Here is a 20,222-nt window from a genome sequence, read left to right on the forward strand (position 1 = left end):
AAACCGAACTTGTACCTTTTCAGACCTCTTTGTCTTTAAAAGAAAATTTTGTTACTGACTACAATTACCATCAATAATATCTTGTATAGAAGGATTAAATGGGTTATTTATAATATATACACCATTGAAAATACTAGTAGGAGGATCTATAAAAGTTCCGTTGGTGAACAGGTTTTGCAGTGCGCAGAAATCATTTAAATTATTGTTGCCAGCGTCATTGATTACATCAAAATCTATGTCTTGTCCGATGAGCATCCAATTGCATGTTGTTACATTTTCCAATCCGTTCAAACTTGTCAATGAATCGTTTCCTCCAATAGATAAAGATTCTGCTGTGGTTAAGTTACTCAACTCCGCTAAATCCGTAAGTCCATTATTGTAACTGATTCTTAACAGGCTAACTGAAGTCAATTGCTCTAAACCTTGTAGTGAAGTTAATAAAGGTAAATTCACAATTTCAATCGTCGTCGAAGTTGAAATATTACTTAATGCAGCTATAGAACTTAGTAAGGGATTACTATGAATGTATAATCTTCCAACAGAATTTAATGATTGTAGCGCATCAATAGAAGTCAATGCGTTGTTGTTTAAAATTCTCAACGTTCCAGTACTAGTAATTCCTTCCAAACCGTCAAGAGACGTCAGCGAATTATTATAGTTAATGGATATCATGGCATTCGCATCTGTTATATTACTTAATCCTGTAATTGATTGTAATGAAGTATTACTTTGGATGGTTAGCACTTGCGTAGAAACTAAATTTTCCAGTCCGTTTAGTGATGATAACATTGCATTATCGGTAATTCTTAAACTTCCGTTCACATTTGTTAGTGACATTAAAGGTGTTAAGTCGCTAATATTACTATTTGCTTCATATTGCCCTATTTGTAAATTACCGTTGATCGTACTATAATTTAAAGCGCCAAAGGCATTGAGTTCACTTTGGGATACTAAAGAAATATTACCATTGTAGATTCCACCAGTATTTTCACAGGTACTTAGATTTCCTATGTTTACAGGGTTTCCATCCATAGTAACGTCGTTTACTATTGTCCATTGATTTGATTCAAAGTCATACAGTTGAACTGCAAATGTTTCTGTAGTAGTGGCACAGGTTTGAACACCAACATTGATAATTCCATCTGTAATGTTGAATGTATTTACATTGTTAATATAAATATATCCATTTGTAATAGGATCGCCATTGCAATTGGTCGCCATTCCTGTAATTGGTGTAATTGTGAATTGTTCTTGGAATGAAATAGTAGCAGTAGCATCAGCGTTGTATCCGCCAAGAATTTCTTCATATATTAACGTAGCGTTACACGATTGAGAGTCTACACCGCCATACACAGCTACAGAGACTTCTTCATTTCTTGGAATTAAACCACATTCTGCTTGATAAGAAGTTAAAGGTCCGTAAAAAATGAATTCGTCTGTTTGTACGCGTTTAATACTCATGAAATAAGGAGCAGGTTCTATAGAATTTGTAGGTGTTAACGTAACGCATAATTGAACAGAATCAAAAGGAATGTCGCAATTCCACCATGTAAAGTGAGACACTTCTCCTACATAATTATTACCATCTCTTGTCGCGACTCCTTCTTCTTTCCAATAGCCTTGTTCTTCATCAAAATACCATAACTGGATCGTTTCAGGAGCAGTAGAAGTTTGTGAAGAAAATAAGGGAAAAGTTATCGTTGCAGGACTTTCAGGATTAATGTTTAAAATTTCACCCGATGGCGAAAATAAATTAACTCCAACCATTCCGTATGTTTCCAAGCCGCGTGCTTCATTTGAAGATGTTTGTGCAAATAAACTTCCCGGTGCTTCTGTGAAAGTTTGCAAAGTATTGGGACGAATGTAATCTAATACAACATCAACTGGACCAGAATATGAGTTACCATCTTGCGTAATAAAATCACCACTAAAAGTAACCTTTACGGCTCCAGAAGTAACTTCTGAAACAACTCCTGAGGTGATTGTTTGGGTAACTTCTTTTTCTAATAGTACAATATTAATTCTATTAGTGCCATTGGTTTTAGGAATTACCATTCTAGAACCATTGAGATATCCGTCTTTTCGTGCTTTGATGTATGCAAAATTTTCAAATACTTGTACATCATTTAAAATAAAGAATCCATTGCGATCGGTCATGGTAGTAACACTGCCTATCGTAACAAGAACATTTTCTAGGTTATTTCCTGTCTCATCAGTAATAATTCCAATGAAATTTCCTGTAGTGGTATTTCCAAAGTTTTCATCTTTGAATTGTTGATCTCGTAAATTTTCAGCTTCAGTTTCAGGATCTACTGTAATTCCGCCATCAAAATCGTCATTTTCACAATTTTGAAAGCAAATAACACAGCCTAATGCAATGATCAGTTTCGTTAATTTTTTCATAAATTTTGGTTTCGGTTTATACATCTTTGATGTGTAAAACCGCAAAAGGTTGCGTAGAAAAGCAAAATCTTTTTTTGAAAAATTATGATGAAACTTTCTTATTTGCTGATTGTAAAATAGTTGCAAGAAATATTACAATAACGCAGCCTACCAAGTTTAACCATAAAAACGGCATTAAATCTAAATACCAAATTGCTACGACTATTACTTGCGTGATCAATGCGCCCACAAAAACAGCATTTCCTTGTACTTTTTTAAAGAAGAATGCTAACAAGAAAATTCCAAGCACATTTCCATAAAAAATTGAACCAATAATGTTGACCAATTGAATTAAATTTTCCGCCAAACTGGCAAAACATGCAATGATAATGGCTAAAATTCCCCAACCCAACGTGAATAATTTGGTCGCTTTTACATAATGCGCATCGTCTTCATTTGGATCAACGGATGGCGTACTTTTTCTATTTCTTTTATATAAATCAATAGAGGTAATCGTAGCTAATGCATTGATTTCAGAAGCGGTGGACGACATTGCCGCCGAAAGAATGACTGCTAATAACAATCCAATCAAACCATTTGGTAAATATTTTAGGATGAACGAAATAAACATATAATCGCGGTCGTTGGTTTCGCTGTCTTTTGCAGCTTCTTTGTACAATGTTTTGAGTTCCGCTGTTTTTTCTTTGTAAATTTCGCTTTCAGGATTTTGTTTCAGTGCCGCAATTTCCTTTGATAATTCGTCATAGTCAGCTCCGTATTCAGGATCAATTGTACGTTTGATCAAGTATTTCGATTTGGCTCTGTATACTTTTTCAACACTGTCTAACTGTAGCAAATTTTTCTTATCCGTTTCGTTGAACGATTTCGCCAATTGTAAACTCACCGTTTTTTTCTTTTCGAATAAAGCCGTTTGTTTTTCTTGAAGCATTCTGTAGTCGTCCGCATATTCAGAAGCCAGTACTTTTTCCGTAGAAGCATCAATAAAGTTTAACGGAGCAGGATTGAATTGATAAAATACAAATACCATCACACCCACTAACAAGATGAAAAATTGCATGGGTACTTTTAACAAACCGTTAAACATCATTCCCCAGCGCATTTCCTTGACCGATTTTCCAGAAAGATAGCGTTGTACCTGACTTTGATCAGTTCCGAAATAGGAGAGCATCAAAAATGTTCCACCTAAAATTCCTGTCCAAATGGTATATCTATTTTCCAAATCGAACGAAAAATCTAAGACTTCCATTTTTCCGCTCGCGCCAGCAATATCTAGGGCTTCAGTAAAACTTACTTCATCTGGGATTAAATCTAAAATGATAAAAAATGCAGCAAACATTCCTGCAAAAATGACAAACATTTGTTGCTTTTGTGTCACACTTACCGCTTTGGTTCCGCCAGAAACTGTGTAAATAATGACTAAAATTCCAATAATAATATTCAGCGTGATTAAATTCCAACCTAAGACAATCGACAAAATAATGGCAGGTGCAAAAATGGTAATTCCTGCTGCCAATCCGCGTTGAATTAAGAATAAAATTGCAGTTAAGGTTCTGGTTTTTAGATCAAAACGATTTTCCAAAAATTCGTAGGCTGTATATACTTTGAGTTTGTGATATAGCGGAATAAATACCATACAAATAATCACCATCGCAATTGGAAGTCCAAAGTAAAACTGCACAAATCCCATTCCGTCACTAAACGCTTGTCCAGTAGTAGATAAAAAGGTAATGGCGCTGGCTTGAGTTGCCATAACGGACAATCCGATGGTCCACCATTTGGTTGTGCTTCCGCCACGAATATAATCTTCAGAATTTTTACTTCCGCGTGTTTTCCAAGTTCCGTAACCTACGATTGCGGTTAAGGTTCCTATTAATACGATCCAGTCTAATGGTTGCATGTGCTATGGGTTATGAGAAAATTTTCATGATGAGGTAAAAGAAAAGGATGTACGCCAAATTGGCAACCAAAATGACCGTATACATTTTTTTCCAAACGAATTTTTTTGTGTCCATACGATTAGTTTTTGAGTTGCGATTTTTTGATGATTTGTTCCTTACCCACAGAAATCATGTTTGTGAACAATTTGTAAGCGCCAGGAACGCCCGCAGGTAATTCGCGGAAAAAGCTCAGTCCTGTGTAAATGTAGTTTCCTTTTCCGTACTTGGCGATGAGCAAACTTCCTTTTTTAGCCGTTTCGCCTTTGTCGTTCATAGACAAAATAGGCGTAAACTCGTTTGCCCAATTATTTGGAAAATACAATCCGCGTTCTTGCACCCAACCTTCAAAATCTTTGGGTTCTATTTTGTTCGGAAAGTTCACTAAAGAATGCTCTTTCGCAATGATGTTCACTTTGGCATTTTCGTCTGTGACACGATCTCGTGAAAGACTTAAACTGTACGGTGCCAATTCGCTTTGATCGACTTTGATTCGGCGATTGGTGTTATATTGAACGATCACATTTCCACCGTTTTTTACATAATCGAGAATGTATTTTTGTTTGAATTTTAATTCGTCAACCGTGTTGTATGCACGAATTCCCACGACAACCGCATCGTATTTTTGAAGCGACTCTCCATTGATGGTTGCTGGATCAATGACTTCCACGTCATAACCAATTTGACGCAAACTTTCTGGAACAGCATCGCCCGCACCTTGAATATAGCCGATATATTGTCCGCCTTTCTGAATATTTAAACGAACTACTTTTGTTTCCGAAGGTAATAATACCGATTGTTTCGGAATATGATCGTATTCAATTTCGCTCAATGCTTTCGTGTATTTTTGATCGCCAATAAACACTTCTGGCGTTAACACACCTTCACTTTGCGTAGATGGTGGCACTACGGTGAACATGAGCGTAACTTCGTCTCCTTTTTGTTCAATAGTCACTTTTTGTTTTTTAGGATATACTTTCCAACTGTACGGATGTTTAATAGAAACATAGCCTTCTATATTATTTGCTCCTGCTTTGACGGTGACAGGAATTTCTTTGGTGTTGTCGTCTGAAAAAATGATGACTTTGTCTTGAAAATCTGCGGTGACTTTTGGTAAAATCTCAAATGGTTGATACAATTCACCTTTGTCTGGCTTGGAATAACGATACACCACAGGTTTTGTTATGGTGATTGGTGTTCCGTCAATTTCCAGATTGAATTTTATCTTAGCTGGTCGTGGTGTTTCCGGCAATCCACGCAATTGTTGATCAGCCACTTTATACATTCCCAGCGTGCCTTTTTCAAACAACCAATATGGCGCAGAAAAATCGTCGGTTGCTAAATTGATATCTAATGCAATATTTTCTCTGGTATTTGGTGCTAAATTGATATTTTGTGGTGTAGTTTTATCATCACTAGTAGAAGTTATAGACACCAATTTGATATTCGCGTTGCTTCTGTTTAATGCTTCAATATTCACTTTTACGGCACTTCTTGGTGTTCCACTCGATGCTGCTGCAGAAGCTTCTAAGTACAATCCGGCGCAAGCCTGAATAATTCCTTCAATTTCTATTAATTTAATGGCTTTCCAATGTTCATCTTCTAACTGTTGAATCATTCCGTACGCCTTTACCAAGTCAGATAAGTGTGACGCAGGATTTACAAAATCGAAATCTTTTTCAACCGCCACTAAAATATCGCCAATCGCTTTTCCGCCTTTTACGCGATTCCAAGAGGTATCAATTCCTGAAAATATATTGCTTTTATCTTTTGGAAAATCTCCTTTTAAAAATTCTACATATTCTTGTTGCGTTCCCCTTGAGGTCAATCGCCCAAAACCTTGACATAAGTGTTGACTGCTCGCAATGGATGCCAATTCGTTGTTAGACAGTCCTTTGAGTGGATAATACACACCAATATCGAAATTTAACATCTTACTTTTGTCGGCTTCTTCAAACTTTTTGCGACTTCCATAAAACCACCAAGACGTGTTGAAAAATAGGCGCGTAGGTTGCCAAGCGTCATACGTTTTCAATTGAGAAGTATATTTTGTAGTGTCGCCTGCCAAATCGAAGGCTTCCATGCTCAACATGGCTGACGTTGTGTGATGTCCGTGCGTTCTTCCCGGCGTTCTATGATCAAAACGATTGATGATAACATCTGGTTTAAATTTTCTGATTGCCCAAACCACATCGCTCAATACTTCATCTTTGTTCCAAATGTCCAAGGTTTCATCTGGATGTTTGGAATAGCCAAAATCATTGGCGCGTGTAAACAATTGTTGTCCACCATCAACACGACGTGCAGCGAGTAATTCTTGTGTACGAATTACGCCTAATTGTTCTCGAATTTCGGGTCCGATCAAATTTTGTCCGCCATCACCACGCGTTAATGATAAGTATGCTGTTCGTGCTTTCACTTGATTGGATAAATAGGCAATCAAGCGTGTATTTTCATCATCAGGATGCGCTGCAATGTACAAGGCAGATCCTAAAAAATTAAGTTTTTGTAGTTTCTCGTAGATTTGATTGGAGGAAAGTTTATCTGGTTTTTGTGCGGAAACTGTAGAAATTACGGCACAATTCACTAAAATAAACAGTAATAATTTTCTCATTAGGAAGTATTTGGTTCAGTTAACTTTCAAAAATAGAAAAGTTCATCTATTGGTATCTATTTTTAACGTTCTTTAACTTTCGTTGGAATGTATGAGAAAAGTATAGAATTTAGGTTTTTATATTATAATGAAGCTGTCTTAAAAGTTTTTAAAACTATCATTCTAGACTTTATAAAGAATCTCATCAAGCTAATTTTTAATCGTGATGAGAAACTGAATCAAGTTTGATTTAACGAATTAAATATTTTTAAGACAGCTCTAGTTTTTATTCACAAAAAATTTCAGAACAATAAAATGTATCTCTACATACTGTAAGTTCTGTAATTGGCGTAAGATATGGACAATTAATAGGTTCTAAACTTTGACAATTTTGATCAGTACATTCTATATCAGTGCCTCTACCTATTATATTTCCTGTATATTGAAGTGAAGAAATAGACTTTTTGTTGATTTGTAATGATTTAATACTTTTTCTTTTCATAACTAAATTAATTTTTAAAAATTGATATTGAAAGAATAAGATATAAAAAAATAAAGAAAAAAACTACAATTATTAAAGTTTATAAGTAAAGCTGCTTTTTTTACATCTTATTTCACAGTTTTAGATAGTTACAATCCTAAAAAAACAATTAAAACTTAAAATAGGATGAATTAGAATCAAAAAGAGACTGTCTAAAAAGTCAAATTTTCGTCAAATCGAACCTTTTGACTGTTACTCAAGACAGGCTTGATTTGGTTTTTCATCATCATTGAAAATCAGTATAATGAGATTATGAATCAAGTTCAGAATGATGTTTTTTAACCTTTTTAGACCTTCTCTTTCTAAGTACTGATTGTTTGTGATCGAGTTAAGAACAAAGTCTTGGATGAATTGTTTCACAACGTGGATCCCAATAACAACCTGTGATGTTTTGCTCAGAGTAGCATTGTCTATCGTTGGAACCGCGTCCGCCAATTGGCGAAGAAGTTTCCAAGTTTGAAATAGACTTTTTGTTGAGTTTCAAGTTTGTAAGATTTCTTTTTTTCATGAGTTTGTGGTTTAAAAAATATATTAAATCAATGTACTAGCAATCTTCCCAATCACAAGAACCACCAGAACCACAATTAGCCTGTGTTTGAGGGCAGTTGTTTGTGTTATTTCCACCACCGCCATTATACGGACAGTAGCAATCGCTCATAAAATTGGGATCTCTGGAAGGACAATCTTGCCAAAAGCAGGAACCGTTTTCAGATTGATATCCACCTTTTACAATACCTGTTTCCAATGTCGAAATGGAATGCTTGTTCAATTGTAAATTGTTAAATTTTCTTTTTTTCATGGTATATAATTTAGGTGTGAATATGTTATTGTTCCATTGGTATACAATCACTTACTTCTTGCGAAAAAGGACATACGAGCCAATAGCAAGAGTCAAGATCTGTTCCGCATAATTCAATATCATTTGTGTTCTTTCCACCTTTTAATATGGTTACTTTAAGGTTAGAAATTGACTTTTTGTTGAGTTGTAAATTTTTGATGTTTCTTTTTTTCATAATTATAGTATTTAAACATTTTTAAATTTTAGTGACACGCATAACATTGTCCGTTGTACCAAACAATTCCATAGCCAAAACAGCGATCTTGTGACCAGCTAATTGGTTCGTGACCAGTTCCTCCACATAACAAAGGCTTGAGCCTTCCTCCATTAACAATTTTTTGATCTTTTTTGCTAAGCGTATGAGCTCCTTTTAATTTTGAAATTTTTTGTAACATAATAGTAGGTTTTTGGTTAATAGCAAAAAGTTACCAAAAACACTTCAGAATAAAGTAGGGGAATACCTTACTTAACATTTGGTTTGAATCAATTTATTATATTCTTAATAATTTGTGTAGTTTTGAGAAAATCGATAAAATCTTTTATACCAAATACAAAAACATTCATGACAATTTTTAAAAAAGCTGCTTTTGTACTACTGATCCTTTGTGTAGTAAGTTGTTCAACGAACGAAAAAGAAACAAAACAAATGAAATCGTATGCCAATGATACCCATTCGTACGCAAAACCTAATGAAGCGGTTGCTAAACATTTATTGTTAGATATTGATGTCGATTTTGAGAAAAAAATCATCACAGGAACGGCAACATATACTATAGAAAGTACGAATGCTTCCGAAATTGTTTTTGATGCAAAAAACCTAAAAATTCACAAAACTTTTGTCGATGAAAAAGAAGTTGCTTTTACGCTTGGCGCGAATGATCTTATTTTAGGACAATCACTTACAATTCCGATCACAAGCAGTTCAAAAAGTGTGTCTATTAGTTATGAAACAACTGATAAAACAGAAGCATTACAATTTCTAAATCCACAGCAAACCGCCGATAAGAAACATCCGTTTTTGCTCACGCAAGGACAAGCCATTTTAACACGTACTTGGATTCCTATTCAAGACAGTCCGCAAGTACGATTGACGTATTTGGCAAAAGTAAAAGTGCCAAAAGCGTTGATGGCGATTATGAGTGCGGAAAATCCAAAAGAAAAAAACGAAACAGGACAGTATAGTTTTGAAATGAAACAACCAATTTCTCCGTATTTAATTGCGTTGGCAGTTGGTGATTTGGTTTACAAAGAAATCAGTCCACGAACAGGCGTATATGCCGAAAAATCTATGATTGATAAAGTGCATTATGAGTTTGCAGACATGGAAAAAATGGTAGAAGCTGCCGAAAACCTGTATGGAACGTATGCTTGGGATCAATTCGATGTTGTGGTGTTGCCACCAAGTTTTCCGTTTGGAGGTATGGAAAATCCACGATTGACTTTTGCAACGCCAACCGTCATTGCAGGCGATCGTAGTTTGACAAGTTTGATTGCCCACGAATTGGCACATTCTTGGTCTGGAAATCTTGTTACCAATGCAACTTGGAACGATTTCTGGCTCAACGAAGGTTTTACCGTGTATTTTGAAATGCGCATTATGGAAGCCTTGTACGGAAAAGAATACGCAAATATGTTAGCTTCTATTGGGCGACAAGATTTAGCGGATGAGATTGAAAACTTACGCGATCAGCCAAAAGCCACACGCTTAAAGTTAGATTTACAAGGAGAAAACCCTGATGATGGCATGAATAGTATTGCCTATGATAAAGGATATTTATTTTTGCGTACGTTGGAAGAAACTGTGGGACGTGAAAAAATGGACAGTTTCCTAAAAGAATATTTCAGAAAGCACGCGTTCTCTACCATGACTACAGAAACATTCGTAGCATATTTGAATGCTGAATTATTGGTTAAAAACAACGTGGAATTTAATGTAGACGAATGGATTTACAAAGCGGGAATTCCTGGAAATGCAGCAAAAATCAACTCAGATAAATTTAAGGAAGTAAACATGGTCCTTTCCAATTGGAAAGACAAAACAATGGAAGCTAAAGAGGTTTGCGAACAAGATTGGAACATTCAACAAAAAATACATTTCATCAGAAACATTCCGAAAGAATTAGATGATGGATTGTTTGAAAAGTTAGACGAAGCTTGCAATTTCTCAACGGCAACCAATTCATACATCGCGATGGTTTGGTTTGAGCAAGCCATTAATCATGATTATCACGGAAACAATGTAGATCAGCTGATGGAAGACTTTTTAATGAAAGTTGGGCGTCGCTGGTATGTTTCTACCATTTACAAAGCGTTTAAAAACAACAATCGATTGGAAGATGCCAAACGTATTTATGCAAAAGCACGTCCAAATTACCATTCTGTAACTGTAAATACGATTGATGATATGTTAGGGGTTTCGTATTAGATGGATGCTGGATTTTAAATGTTAAATTTTGAATTACTTCGTTCTAAGAAACTTTTCTTCTTCAATCACAAAACGTCACTTCGAGTGAAATCTTGTAAAGATTTTGTATCGAGAAGTACTTGGAAGTACTAAATGTTAATGCTATGAAACGTCTTTACGAGGAACAATAGTGACGTGGTAATCTGTTAAAATCATACCTTGAATTGTTTTTGAAACGAACAGATTGCCACAAATTTTTTCAAAATTTTCGCAAAGACGTATCGGAGGAGAAGTTCTTTAATTACAGGCATCTTCAAATAACAAATCGTCACTTCGAGAGAAATCTTGTAAAGATTTTGTATCGAGAAGTACTTGGAAGTACTAAATGTTAATGCTATGAAACGTTTTTACGAGGAACAATAGTGACGTGGTAATCTGTTAAAATCATACCTTGAATTGTTTTTGAAACGAACAGATTGCCACAAATTTTTTCAAAATTTTCGCAAAGACGTATCGGAGGAGAAGTTCTTTAATTACAGGCATCTTCAAATAACAAATCGTCACTTCGAGTGAAATCTTGTAAAGATTTTGTATCGAGAAGTGCTTGGAAGTACTAAATGTTAGTGCTATGAAACGTCTTTACGAGGAACAATAGTGACGTGGTAATCTGTTAAAATCATACCTTGAATAGACTTTGGAAATAAACAGAATGCCACGCTCTAATCAAGTTGGAGATCACAACGGCGTATCTGAAATTTTCTGATTCTAACCTGCGCAAGAATAATACTCAAATTCTACCAAAAAAAAGAATGGATACTTTGAGGGCACAAAGTATCCATTTCTAAATGAGATGATATCTAAGCCAGCAGGTTAAGGCGTGGAATTATGACTTAAATATACTTAGTAAATAATTTATCAGATTATTACTTTAAATTTCGTGAAATTTTGAAACTTTTGATTACGGTTTTACCATACAACCACTACTTGTTTGCATTGATATGTGCGTTCGTTTTGTAGGATTACAACTCCAATTTTTTCCGTAAGATGCTATCTTTTACACTGTTTTTAGACCAATAGGCACTTTTTAACTGTTTGATCCTCGTTGCTTTAGTGGTCAATGATTTTGCAGAATCTCCATATCCACGCGTTGTAGTCTCTGTCCAACCCAAAATGTCGTATGGGAAGCTTTTATTGAAATGTATTGCTAATTTTCTGTTTAATTTCGGATAGATCAACGTATAGGTGTATGTTTCGCCAGCAGCATTCAATGTCGCCGCAGCTTCGTATGCTTTTAGTGGAATGTGTTTCATGTGAATTGTCTCAAATGCAGGAACGATTTGGTGAGTACCAACTGGTAATTGTGCTGGATTCATCCTGAGTTTTGTCCACAATTCATCTTCCAAAATCACTTTGTCTATTGAAAATTGTTGATCAGATTCGCTTTCAAAATAGGAATACGATTGCACGTCAAATTGTGCTCGGTTGTTTAATTGTGTAAACACATGTCCGCACCATTCTTGCATAGAAGAAGTCACTTTTATCGCATGTTGATGGTTCGCCACAGGATAAAACGTACTCGTCATCACACTATACGGATAAATGCCTGTAAAGAATTTTTTGGTAGCGTTTAGTTTTAAAATTGGCACATTATTGGCACGTTGTTGATCAGCTTTTACTTGCTTTACAGGATTAAAATCTTCAGTTACATATACCAAAACCGCTTTTCCTTTGTGAATTTCGCCGTAGCGCGATTGTTCCAATTGAAAAGAGGTCAATTCCGCTTTTCCAGCATACCAATATTTATTGAAAGCTTCTGACGTAGCTTGAGCAGGTAGTTTTTCGGTCGTTATTGCAGTGTTATTGGTTGTCGTTGCAGTATCACTTTTTACGTTAGAACACGCTATGATTGTTCCAACTATGGTAAGTCCAGTTAAAATAAGATATCGGGAAATGGATTTCATCGTTTTTGTATAAAGATATTTAAAAACAACGATACTGACAATCGTTTCACAACCTGTTAAAATAATTTTAAGCTATTTTTCCGAATTCGCAAGCTTACCATTAGAATAATCATGAAGGTTAAAATAGCCGCAATTATACATATAAAATTTGTAGAAGTTTCAACTTCTAATGCAATCGGTGCAGCATCGCCATGCAATACAAATCCTGCCCAATAAAACGGTTTTTTGAAGTTAGCATCGTCCGTATTTTTAAGATATTTAATCTTCGCTTTGCGCAAAGCATTTGTTTTGCTGTCCCCTCTTTTTAAATACGTGTAAAAGTCAATCATGATGCCTTCCGTAACTTGATCGGGAACTTCCCATAAACTCGCCAATGTTGCAGGAACACCAGCCAATGTAAATGCTCTGTTTAGGGAAACCATGCCCGTAGCAGTTTGTAAGGTTCCTTTTCCTGTGTTGCAAGCACTCAAAACAGCCAAATCTGCGTTGAGATGCAAACCGTACAATTCTTCCACATACATTTTGGTGTCTTTACCATTATTGTTGAATACCAAGTGACTCAATTCGGGTATTTCATTATCAATAGTGGCGTGCATTGCCAAATGAATAATATTGGCTTTGCGCGAATGTTCAATGAAGTTATCTTTGGTGGCTAAGACAGATTCAAAAAGTGTCGATGGAAAAATAGCTGCCAACGATTTTGATTCACTTTCAGCACCAATTAAACGTGTGTTGGTATTGCGTAATGCGATTTCATCCGAATTTGAAACTTCCGTATCATAACTTGGCGTAAACACAATAATTTCATCATTTTTTTCTACTTGATTGCTGTAGGTTGTATGATTGACAAATACTAAATGTGTGGCATAATTAATTGTTGCTTCTTCAATTAAATATCGTTTTCGGTTGGTAATTAAGGTCTCAAAAGGCAAATAATGAAGTGCGTGATCGGGAATGATCGTAAAATCAGTAAACGATTTCGTTTCAAAAGGAAATAATGCGATGTGCAAGCCTTTAGCAACAAGTTCATTTTCTTCCTGATTGCTAAGTTGATTGTAATACTGTTGAACGGTTCCTAGTATTTTTTCGGAAGCTTCCAATTCGTAAAAACCTATATTGTTTTTGGTGATTTGAAACGCAAATAGTTGATTGTCCACTTTTTTATACTTCACAATTACTTTTGAAGCGGGCATTGCTTTTTGAATGGTTTCAATATCAAAGTTTTCAAAGGCAAACGTGGCAATCTCAGGAAACGTTTCTTTTAAATTTGCTAAAAGTTGCGTCAACTGTTTTTGATATTCAAAAATTGCGGTGGAATCTTTTCTGCGTTTTGCAGCAACCAATGCTTTGCGAATATTTTGTTCTTCTTGTAAAAGTGTGCTTGAAATATGCGCTTTATTCAACAAGCGACTTTGCAGAAATTTATTCCAAGCCAAGCGATTTTCAATCATTTCCATGTGATTGAGTAGTTTTTTCAGAGGCAACTCATGATGACTGTATCCTAATTTTTTCAACTTTAAAATTCCGCCAATGGCTTTGTGGTAATACCGTGTGAGTTTTTCATTAAAAAGTTCTTCGCGATAGCAATTTTCAAATTGTAACAAACCGAGTCGATACATGTCTGCGCCAAGCGAAAGTACTGTAGTATCATTCGGATATTTTTGAATGATTTCAGCTGCCATTTCTACCAACAAACCAGTTTCATTCAACTCGTAACTAGGCACAAAATTGGAATAGTCTTTTTTCAGTGCAGTTTCTCCTTTGTGAATGTGTGCAATAGATTTTTGCAGCGCAATAACGGCATCTTCTTTCCGATCTAACGCAAGTAGAATAGACGCTTTTTCCGCTTCAAAATAGGAGCGACGTGCATCATTTTCTGGCAAATCGTTCAATAAAGAAGTTAATAGGTAGAATGCTTTAATGTGCTTATTTTCAAAAGTAAATGCTTTTACCTTGTTAAATTTAAATTGATCTACATGCGCATTACGATATGATTTTGGCAAGTTTTGCAAAGCTTTGTCCAAATACGAATGTGCCAATTTGCAATCTACAGCAGTGACCGAATCTTTTCGCAAATAAAAATCACCCAACATATTCAGAGCGACAGCGTACATGCGTTTTTCAGGTGCGTTGAGTCGTTTTGTACGATTTATTTTTTTTAGTTGTTTCAAATTCGCTGCGGCGGAAGCAATATCTTTTTCCGTTACAACGGTTTTAGTATTTGCAATTTCAACCGCTTTATAGGCAAAAAGCACAGGTTTTGAAACTTCTTTCGGATCAACAATGATCTTGTTTTTATGTTTTTGATAGATGGATTTTGCTTTCGCGAGATGATTTTTTGCGTCTTCCATAAAACCCAAACTCGCGGCTGTACCTGCAATATCTGCGTATATGGAAATTAAGTAATCGTAATTTGGATTCGCAACGTTTTCCATCAACAAGGCCGCTTTTTTCGAACTTTCATACGCCGCAGGATAGTTTCCCAATTCATATTCTGAAAATGCGCGTTCGTAATGCAATTCCGCTTTATAATTCAGTCCAGCATCCGAAGTTGGACACAATGAAATGGCTTTGTTATAGGAAGTTATGGAACGATCAAATTGTTGCACATAATATTCAGAAGCGCCTTTGTAAAAGTACACTTGTGCGCTTTGTAAACTGTCTAATTGTGAAGTGTCGGTTTGTAAAAGTGCAATGGTTTTTTCAGCGGACGCTAACGAAGCTTTGTAATTTCCTTCGTTGTATATCGTTTCTGTGGTAGTAAGCAACGTTTGAGGTGTTTCTTGCGCAAGCATATATTGCCACGAAGAAAAAAGACATGAAATAATAATACAGCGTAAAATTGTGTTCACTTACTGGGTTATTTTTAGGGAATCTCCTCTAATTTACAGAATGTTAGGTAATAAATCCTATTAATTATACGAGATTGCACTTTTGGTGTGTGAATGGTGTCAATTTTTATATGAACGGTAAATGAATCAAGGATGAATGATTCACAACCGTCCATATAAGTAACAACAGGAAACGTAAAAATCCGACATTGTTAGTTTTTCAGTAGTTTGAACGTTTTTGATTGCGTATTCATCGTAATTTCCACTACATACATGCCCGCAGCAATGGCAGAAACATCAATAGATTTTTCTGCATTTTGTAAATTTCCTTGTTGAATGAGACTTCCCAATGTGTTGTAAATACGGTAATTGGAAGCGTTTGAAATGTTGGTAAAATGTATATGATGTGAAGCAGGATTTGGATACATAGCAATGGTTTCCGTTGTAAATGTTGCAGTACTCAACACGCTGGCATCTTCCAAACTTGTCAATTCATTTCCATTGCCTGATTTATTGCCGTCAAACCAAAGTTTATTTTGATACTTGACAAGCGAACTTGTGGAAATCAGTAAAATTTCTTCGGAGTTTCCTGTCAACGCTGTTGTTCCTGAAGGCGTTCCGTCGGTAACCCACAATTGTTGCGAATCAAAATAAAATAGTTTTCCTGCATAATTAATTGCTTTGGTAAATTCAATAGATTCGCCTGTATCTGTTGCACTCACCACTTTTACAGTGCCGCTTTCCGTTCCGTCAGTTTTCCACAATTCAAAATCGGAAGTCGTATTGTCAGAAGCTGTAAAATATAATTCGTTGTTGTAGCTGGTAAAGTTCGGAATGTTCAATCCGCTCGCAAGGTTATCAGTATCAATATCTTTTACTAAACTTGCGGTGGTTCCGTTGGTTTTCCACAATTCTGAACCTATAATTTGTCCAGAAGTTCCGCTGTAGCTTCGCGCTTTAAAATAGAGTTCGTTGTTAAAAATGATTAAATTTGATGGATTGCTTCCAAAGCCAAACGCAGGATTGAGATTGTTGGGAAAAATATCATGCTTTACCGTAGTTCCTGCAAAGGTTCCGTCGGAAACCCACAATTCGCGCCCTTCTGCATAACTATCGTCACCTGAAACAAAATACAATTGATTGTTAAACACCATCATTTCTGCAATATTTTTTAAACTACTGCGAACAAGTTCTGTATTTGCGGTGGTTCCGTCGGTTTTCCATAACTCGCCATTTCCGTTACGATTTACATAAAAATAAAGCAATCCGTTGTAGACAGTTCCCAGTATATTTTTTCCTGCGGTCGTCATAAAAGTGGGCGCACCATTTTGGGCGTCTTCAAAGTTTTTTATGGAAATGGTTCCTGTAGGTGTTCCGTCGGTTTTCCAAAGTTCAATGGAAGAATTGGTGCTTCCGCGGAAATACAATTCATTATTATATTCCACAAATAGTTGATTGTCATCATTGGTATTAAAGTCCAATCCGCTTGACGAACCTGTGCGCACATCTTTTAGTAAAATTGTGCCTGCATCGGTTCCGTCCGTTTTGTAGAGTTCTGTGCCAATGCCCGATACAAACGCGGTAAAGTATAATTCGCCGTTCATCACATAAAGTGATTCTGGAGAATAGCCTGCGCCGCTGTTTAAATTTCCAGCCACCAATTGCGTACCTGCGGCAGTTCCGTCACTTTTATATAATTTTTTAAACGATGGCGTAATGTCAATCGACTGAAAGTACAATTCGCCATTCATTTCCGTAATATATTTAGGAGAACTTCCATTGCTTCCTGACCAAATATCTATTTGCTCAAATGTATATTGCGCGTGTATTTGAAGTGTAGTGAGTGCTAAAAGTCCGAGTAGTATGTTTTTCATTTGTTGATTTTTTGAGAGATTATTTTCTTTTGGATTCGTTCACAGAAAACGTCACTTTTACAGTCGTTTCTAGCGTTTCTTCTGAACCATCATCGTTGCGAATTTTCATGCGAAGTGTATCTTCAAAATGACCAGAAACGGTTCTTCGCTTTTTAACGATGCCTTCTTTCCAAGCGGTAACTTTTGTGATGGTTGTTGGTGTACAACCGATAAAATCGCCATCAATTTTTTTGTACGTTTGACTGTTGATGAAATCTATAAAATTCAAGCTTCCACAACCCGAAGTACTTTTTTTTGGTTGATGCATTCCAACTATGGATTCGCCCATAAAATACCGATTGATGTAATGCATTTGAAAACCGTCTTGAGTTATCAATTTAGAAGCATTTACGTTGCTTGCGCCTTTAAAAAACTCAATATTGGCTTGACTTGCGTAGTTTCCCTTTTCGGGATAAAACGTGTGTGTTCCTTGTAATGGACCGTCGTTGAATGTAATTTTTACAAAATGTTCTTTACTTTGCGAAAAAGCAGTTGTAATAGCTAAGAAACATACAATTGCGATATAGTGTATCGTTTTCATATTACATGGATGTGTATTCGTTCGCGTTGATTTTTACCTTTGCGTTGGTATCCACGTTAATTACTTTTATTGAGCCGCTTTCGTTTGCCGCTTTGTACTTGAGTTCTAATACAAAACCTTCAAAAGGACCGTTTTTTTTCATACCGAGAATTGGCACAAATTTTCCGTGAATTGGAAAATTAGTTGCTACCCACGCATGCACATTTCCACCTTCATTTTTATATACATATTCTTCACAGGTGTAGCCAAGAATCGTTTTTGTGTTGCCTGTTTTTTCTAAATCGGTGTGTTGTGGTATTTTGTCTGAATAATCTAATTGTCCTAGTTCTTCTTGAGCTACTTTCTTTTTTATTTTCATGCCTGGCATGTCCATAAACATCGTACTTGAAGTTGGTGTGATTACGGCATAGATTTTTCCTCCGGAATTGTCGCCATCGTTGTTTATTTTCATACAGATGACTTCATCATTTTTACTGTCGAACAGAAAATCGAGTTGCGCTTTTTCGTTGCCTTCTGTTTGCATTTCTAGCGTGATGCGTTGGTTGAACGAGTACGAATTGCTCGTACTGATAGCAGTTTTCTTTTTTTGTGGATTTAATACGTTGTCAAGCATTTTATCGGCAGTTTTTTCTGTTTCTTCCAATGCTTTCTGTTCTAGCTTTTGTTCCACTTTATTTTCTACTTTGTTTTGAATGCGTTTTAGTAGTTGTGCATTGGTGATTTGTGAAGCCAAGAGAAAGCTCACACACATACTTAATTTAAAAATTGGTTTCATGATTATTACGTTTCGTTTCCTCTTTATATATTTACGATGAAAAAGGTTAACATGCAGCGAAATTTATTTTTATAAAGCGGAATAAGTTCCTATAAGTTCATCGCTGAGTTCCTTCTGCCGTAAGGCTTTACAAGAAAAAGTATAGTTTTTTTCTTTTTTTGGTTAACCTTTTTATTTGATTTTAGATTGAATGGAAAAGCAACAATTAGACGTACAATCGCGACTTCGCAAAGATGATAAAAAGGCATTGGAGGAAGTGTATGTGGCGTATAAAGAAGCCTTTGTGAATTACGGATTGCGATTCAATTTGGATAGAGAAGACCTAATTGATGTGTATCAAGATAGCGTGATTGCGATGTATCAAAATTTTACGACGAAGCAAACACATATTGAGAAAAGTTCGCTCAAAACCTATTTATTTAGTATTGGAAAGCATAAAATTTACGATCGGTTGAAAGAGCGCAAACAGTTTGTCGGCGCGGTTGTGGCAGCGGATGATTTTGAAGAAATAGATTTGAACGAAACTATTTTGACCAAAGAACAACGATTGTTGCAAAAGTATTTTACGCGTTTGGGAGAAAGTTGTCAGCAGATACTGAAACTGTTTTATTACCGCAGTTTGAGCATTAAAGAAATTGTACAACAAACTCAGTATAAAGATGAAAACACCGTGAAAAGTCACAAATCGCGGTGTTTAAAAAAGTTAATCGCATTGATAAAACAAGATTGATGGAACACGAAGAATTGATTCAGAAATACATACAAGATTCGCTCAGTGAAGCCGAAAAAACACAGTTTGAAGCGTTGTTGCAGGACGATCTTACGTTTGCTAAAAAAGTAGCCGAACATGAAAATATACACAAAGCCATCAAAGCAGCTGAAAAGCAACAATTAAAGTCACATTTGCAACAATTGGAAACGACACAAAGTGAACAGAAACCCTTGCGAACACCTTTTCAAAAGAATACGCGTTTGGCAATTGCCGTTGTGTTGTTGTTATTTTTTGGTTTGATGGGAAACTATATCATTCAACAAGCGAATGTCAACGAAAACTTGTATGCAACGTATTTTGAACCGTATCCAAATGCGTTGCAACCTGTAACACGCGGACAAAATGATTCGGATTTGTTGTCAATTGCTACGCAGGCATACGAAGCGAAAAACTATGAGAAAGCTATTGAAACTTTTGATTTGATTCAGGCAGGATTCGACAATCCAAGCACAGAGATTTCATTTTACAAAGCCATGAGTTTGTTGAATTTGGGTAACGAACAAGAATCGTTGGACATTCTTAGAGAAATTAAACATCGAAAAACCCGATTTACACCACAAATTTATTGGTATGGCGCGTTGATTCACGTGAAGTTTGAAGAAAATGAAAAAGCATTGAAAGCGTTGGAGTATATGGATGAGATTCAAACTACATTTAAGTCAAAGCAACGAGCTATTATTAAAGAAAAATTGTAGTTTTAGTCTGAGTTGAAAACT

At 35.8% G+C, this 20,222-nt stretch carries 15 protein-coding genes; 3 read left to right on the forward strand and 12 right to left on the reverse strand.

All coding sequences use genetic code 11. The features are described from left to right. Window positions 1–51: 51 nt before the first annotated feature. From KORDIASMS9_RS13905 to KORDIASMS9_RS13940, 7 genes are all read right to left on the reverse strand, one after another. Entirely contained in the window at window positions 52–2,403 is a 2,352-nt protein-coding gene (locus KORDIASMS9_RS13905; protein WP_162819958.1) for a hypothetical protein, read from the reverse strand. An 82-nt stretch (window positions 2,404–2,485) separates the two neighbouring features. Further along, entirely contained in the window at window positions 2,486–4,300 is a 1,815-nt protein-coding gene (locus KORDIASMS9_RS13910; RefSeq protein ID WP_114903419.1) for a sodium:solute symporter, read from the reverse strand. Between the two features lie 119 nt (window positions 4,301–4,419). Beyond that, entirely contained in the window at window positions 4,420–6,951 is a 2,532-nt protein-coding gene (locus tag KORDIASMS9_RS13915; RefSeq protein WP_114903420.1) for a PIG-L family deacetylase, read from the reverse strand. Between the two features lie 848 nt (window positions 6,952–7,799). Beyond that, window positions 7,800–7,979 (reverse strand): hypothetical protein, encoded by a 180-nt coding sequence (locus tag KORDIASMS9_RS13925; RefSeq protein WP_114903422.1) that lies wholly within the window; start codon window positions 7,977–7,979, stop codon window positions 7,800–7,802. A 36-nt stretch (window positions 7,980–8,015) separates the two neighbouring features. Then, on the reverse strand, window positions 8,016–8,270 hold the full coding sequence (locus tag KORDIASMS9_RS13930; RefSeq protein ID WP_114903423.1) for a hypothetical protein: 255 nt from the start codon (window positions 8,268–8,270) through the stop codon (window positions 8,016–8,018). Window positions 8,271–8,295: 25 nt separating this feature from the next. Further along, window positions 8,296–8,484, reverse strand: coding sequence for a hypothetical protein (locus KORDIASMS9_RS13935; protein ID WP_114903424.1), 189 nt, complete (start codon window positions 8,482–8,484; stop codon window positions 8,296–8,298). 28 nt (window positions 8,485–8,512) lie between these two features. Then, window positions 8,513–8,704, reverse strand: coding sequence for a hypothetical protein (locus KORDIASMS9_RS13940; protein WP_114903425.1), 192 nt, complete (start codon window positions 8,702–8,704; stop codon window positions 8,513–8,515). Between the two features lie 167 nt (window positions 8,705–8,871). Between KORDIASMS9_RS13940 and KORDIASMS9_RS13945 the strand changes: the two genes are divergently transcribed. Then, the gene (locus KORDIASMS9_RS13945) at window positions 8,872–10,734 is read left to right on the forward strand and encodes a M1 family metallopeptidase (RefSeq protein ID WP_114903426.1); all 1,863 of its coding nucleotides are present in this window, start codon (window positions 8,872–8,874) and stop codon (window positions 10,732–10,734) included. A 998-nt stretch (window positions 10,735–11,732) separates the two neighbouring features. Here KORDIASMS9_RS13945 and KORDIASMS9_RS13950 read toward each other — a convergent pair. The 5 genes from KORDIASMS9_RS13950 to KORDIASMS9_RS13970 form a co-directional block, all read right to left on the reverse strand. Continuing rightward, complete coding sequence (locus KORDIASMS9_RS13950) at window positions 11,733–12,674, reverse strand: septum formation inhibitor Maf (RefSeq protein WP_114903427.1); 942 nt, start codon at window positions 12,672–12,674, stop codon at window positions 11,733–11,735. A gap of 56 nt (window positions 12,675–12,730) precedes the next feature. Then, window positions 12,731–15,526, reverse strand: a complete 2,796-nt coding sequence (locus KORDIASMS9_RS13955) for a CHAT domain-containing tetratricopeptide repeat protein (RefSeq protein WP_205317992.1) — start codon at window positions 15,524–15,526, stop codon at window positions 12,731–12,733. A 191-nt stretch (window positions 15,527–15,717) separates the two neighbouring features. Next, entirely contained in the window at window positions 15,718–17,379 is a 1,662-nt protein-coding gene (locus KORDIASMS9_RS13960) for a T9SS type A sorting domain-containing protein (protein ID WP_114903429.1), read from the reverse strand. Between the two features lie 19 nt (window positions 17,380–17,398). Beyond that, window positions 17,399–17,959, reverse strand: coding sequence for a hypothetical protein (locus tag KORDIASMS9_RS13965; protein WP_114903430.1), 561 nt, complete (start codon window positions 17,957–17,959; stop codon window positions 17,399–17,401). Window position 17,960: 1 nt separating this feature from the next. After that, window positions 17,961–18,734 carry a DUF4412 domain-containing protein gene (locus KORDIASMS9_RS13970; protein ID WP_114903431.1) on the reverse strand — a complete coding sequence of 258 codons (774 nt, stop codon included), beginning with the start codon at window positions 18,732–18,734 and terminating at the stop codon, window positions 17,961–17,963. A gap of 190 nt (window positions 18,735–18,924) precedes the next feature. Here KORDIASMS9_RS13970 and KORDIASMS9_RS13975 point away from each other — a divergent pair, with 190 nt between their 5' ends. Then, the gene (locus KORDIASMS9_RS13975) at window positions 18,925–19,464 is read left to right on the forward strand and encodes an RNA polymerase sigma factor (protein ID WP_114903432.1); all 540 of its coding nucleotides are present in this window, start codon (window positions 18,925–18,927) and stop codon (window positions 19,462–19,464) included. Then, entirely contained in the window at window positions 19,464–20,201 is a 738-nt protein-coding gene (locus KORDIASMS9_RS13980) for a hypothetical protein (protein WP_114903433.1), read from the forward strand. Before KORDIASMS9_RS13975 ends, KORDIASMS9_RS13980 begins: the two co-directional genes overlap by 1 nt. Window positions 20,202–20,222: the final 21 nt, after the last annotated feature.

Source organism: Kordia sp. SMS9, from assembly GCF_003352465.1.
Lineage (GTDB): Bacteria > Bacteroidota > Bacteroidia > Flavobacteriales > Flavobacteriaceae > Kordia.